The following is a 2,108-nucleotide window of genomic DNA, read 5'->3' as shown; positions in this document are numbered from 1 at the left end:
GCCAAGTCCGCCTCACGGTCGGAGCCGTTGCACGCGCCCGGGTCGGTGTTGCTGTGTCCGGCAGTCAGACAAATAATTTTGCTCATTAAAGCCTCCCTCAAAATCAGATTAAAATGCACTTTCAGAGGCTTACATTTTCAATCGGCATGGCTTTTGCAGCGGTCGAAACAGTGTCAGTAGGCAACAAAAAGGCCGCCTGAAATTTCAGACGGCCTTGGCATGATTCAACCTTATTTGATTTTCATCGGACAAGTAAATGTGTCAAATGGTTCATCTCCGGTCAACACGGCTAAACAATCATTTATAGGCAGATTAATACCTTTACGGGCATAGACAGTTGCCTCAGCTTCAGGAGGATGTTTAATTTGCTCTTTACAAGCGGCCATAGCGTTGTCGTAGTTCTGTTTATAATTGGCAACCATAGCGTTTTGGTTTTGTCTGGCGGTAAAGTAGACATATGCAGCATTGGCGGCATTGGTACACTGATACAATCCAGCCTTATCTTCCAAAAATGGCCCACCGAAAGTTTCATCGGCTGATTTGGCGACAGCGACAAAAGCCTTGTTAAATGTCTTGACCTCCGCCAAATTGCTACCGTTTAACACCATGCCGCGGTTCTCCTTTTCAGCTTGAGTAAGCAATGCCACCAATTTTTCCGCATGGCTTTTCAGTTCGCCGTGCCGGCGGATTTTGTCTAAATTATTCTCCCCTATAAAGTATTCTTCGTTTTTCAGGCGCTCCACGATTTTCACTTTCGGGTCAGGCTGAGTTTCTTGCTGTGCTGGGGCTGTCGGTTTGACTTCCTCTGATACTTGCCCACACGCTGCCAAGCCCAACGCCAGCAGCACAAAATAAAACGTTTTCATATTCTTCTCCAAAATAAAATGCCATACATCTGCATGGCATTCCATTCTAGAACAAATTTTCCTGCTCCGCTTCCTTATCCGCCTGTTTCAGAATCCGCCACACATGGCGGTCGCTTAGGCGGTGTGCCAAGGCCAAATCGTTAACGGCCTCATAAGCAGGGGTACCGCCTGCCGTCTGTCGGTCAAACTGACTGCGGATTTTACGGTTACGCAGCTCATACAAGGCCGTCTCGCAACGGGGTATAAACAGATTGCACGGAGCCATTGCCTCCACCAGCCGACCGGCCGCCTCACTGCCGATAATCTCCTCCAAGTACGCAACACGGGATTGACTGTTTTTCGTATAACCCTGCCGCAACGGATAAGTCGTACCGCCCATCAGGCGCACCAACTCCAGCGTTTCATTAAACCCGATGACCGTAATCAACGCCTGCACACTATCAGGGAGCAGATGCTTGACCGCGCCAAAATCTGCCGTCTCATACATCACACAGCCCCTTTCTTACGGCGGTTCGCCGCAATCTGCAACGCCGCCACCAGCTTGTGCATATTGCCGTCGGACAACCATTCCACGCGGTCAACCTTAAACATCTTTTTCGCCGTACCGTGCGCATAATTCCAAGTCCAGCCGTTATCCAGCAGCAGGGCTTCGATTTTCCGCATCATAGGATCGGCAGAAGAGCGGCGGTTCGGCCGTCGGCCTGCCGTTTTTTTCGGCGCAAACCCATGCTGGCGCAAATCCTCGACCACGCGCTCCAGCTCAGGGATACTGCACTCCGTACACGACCGCTTGCCCGTCACGCGCTCCAACACCGCGCGATAGGTACCGTCGTCTAAGCCCAGCTCCTTTTGAGCAATCTTAATTTTCGCAATCAACGCCCGGCGCATTATTTCTCAAATACAACATATAGTATAAATTAGCGCATATTATACCAATAAAATACAATATATAGTATTAAGTCGATGTTTTTTTTGCGAAACTGACAGACACAAAAAAGGCCGTCTGAAACAGGTTTTAAACCCCATTTCAGACGGCCTTTAATCAAGCTTTAAACGCCAAAGAAAAATAAAATCAACGCAAGAAAAAACCAAACCACCCCGAAGCAGTAATAAATAAAGGCTTTTTTTCGGGCGCGCATAGCCTCTTTTTCTCCTTCTTTCACTTTTCCCCACACGAGAAAAGCGGTTTCCAATTTTCGGTTGGCATTTTCAACTTGAGCGTGGATGTAGAAGGAATCGCGT

Annotated in this window: 4 protein-coding genes and 1 pseudogene; all 5 read right to left on the bottom strand. The window is 48.5% G+C overall.

Going from position 1 to position 2,108, the window contains the following annotated elements:
- Nucleotides 1–86 (bottom strand): annotated as a pseudogene (locus HMPREF2696_RS12005) (N-acetylmuramoyl-L-alanine amidase); the annotation flags it as partial.
- 144 nt (nt 87–230) lie between these two features.
- Nucleotides 231–911 carry a hypothetical protein gene (locus HMPREF2696_RS06675; RefSeq protein WP_083300560.1) on the bottom strand — a complete coding sequence of 227 codons (681 nt, stop codon included), beginning with the start codon at nt 909–911 and terminating at the stop codon, nt 231–233.
- Between the two features lies 1 nt (nt 912).
- A complete protein-coding gene (locus HMPREF2696_RS06670; RefSeq protein WP_002233845.1) occupies nt 913–1,353 on the bottom strand; it encodes a Mor transcription activator family protein in 441 nt (146 codons plus the stop codon).
- Nucleotides 1,353–1,754, bottom strand: coding sequence for a gp16 family protein (locus HMPREF2696_RS06665; RefSeq protein ID WP_070588173.1), 402 nt, complete (start codon nt 1,752–1,754; stop codon nt 1,353–1,355). Before HMPREF2696_RS06665 ends, HMPREF2696_RS06670 begins: the two co-directional genes overlap by 1 nt.
- Before the next feature lie 161 nt (nt 1,755–1,915).
- A partial coding sequence (locus tag HMPREF2696_RS11620; protein ID WP_168162678.1) for a hypothetical protein occupies nt 1,916–2,108 on the bottom strand: 193 nt, incomplete at its 5' end.

The sequence above is a fragment of the Neisseria sp. HMSC058F07 genome, assembly GCF_001810035.1.
Lineage (GTDB): Bacteria > Pseudomonadota > Gammaproteobacteria > Burkholderiales > Neisseriaceae > Neisseria > Neisseria perflava.
Note: the sequence above shows the minus strand (reverse complement) of the source record. Positions and strands in the feature narration are given on the sequence as shown.

What these genes read in the sequence shown, in the direction of transcription:
- HMPREF2696_RS06675 (WP_083300560.1), bottom strand. Translation starts at nt 911, where the DNA reads ATGGAATGCCATGCAGATGTATGGCATTTTATTTTGGAGAAGAATATG.
- HMPREF2696_RS06670 (WP_002233845.1), bottom strand. Translation starts at nt 1,353, where the DNA reads ATGTATGAGACGGCAGATTTTGGCGCGGTCAAGCATCTGCTCCCTGAT.
- HMPREF2696_RS06665 (WP_070588173.1), bottom strand. Translation starts at nt 1,754, where the DNA reads ATGCGCCGGGCGTTGATTGCGAAAATTAAGATTGCTCAAAAGGAGCTG.